Annotated in this window: 1 protein-coding gene; it reads right to left on the reverse strand. The window is 28.4% G+C overall.

What is annotated here, in order from left to right:
• Positions 1–28: 28 nt before the first annotated feature.
• On the reverse strand, positions 29–236 hold a 208-nt coding region (locus ACX6CF_RS26795; protein ID WP_458788429.1), incomplete at its 5' end, for a hypothetical protein.

Here is a 236-nt window from a genome sequence, read left to right on the forward strand (position 1 = left end):
TGATTCTGTCATAATATGCCCCTTTCTATTAATTTTCCCATGGGAATTTTCCTTCATCAACATATCTAAAAATTCCATTGATATTATCTCTATCAGAAAATATTTCTTCGTTAGCTTCTACTGCTAATGATTTTGACTTAGTTAGAATATCATTCAATGAGTTAACATATCTCTTATATTTTATTATTGCAGTTTTTGATATACATTTCAGGCGTAATAAATGCTTCTGAAGCAGT

Source organism: Vallitalea sediminicola (genome assembly GCF_054408565.1).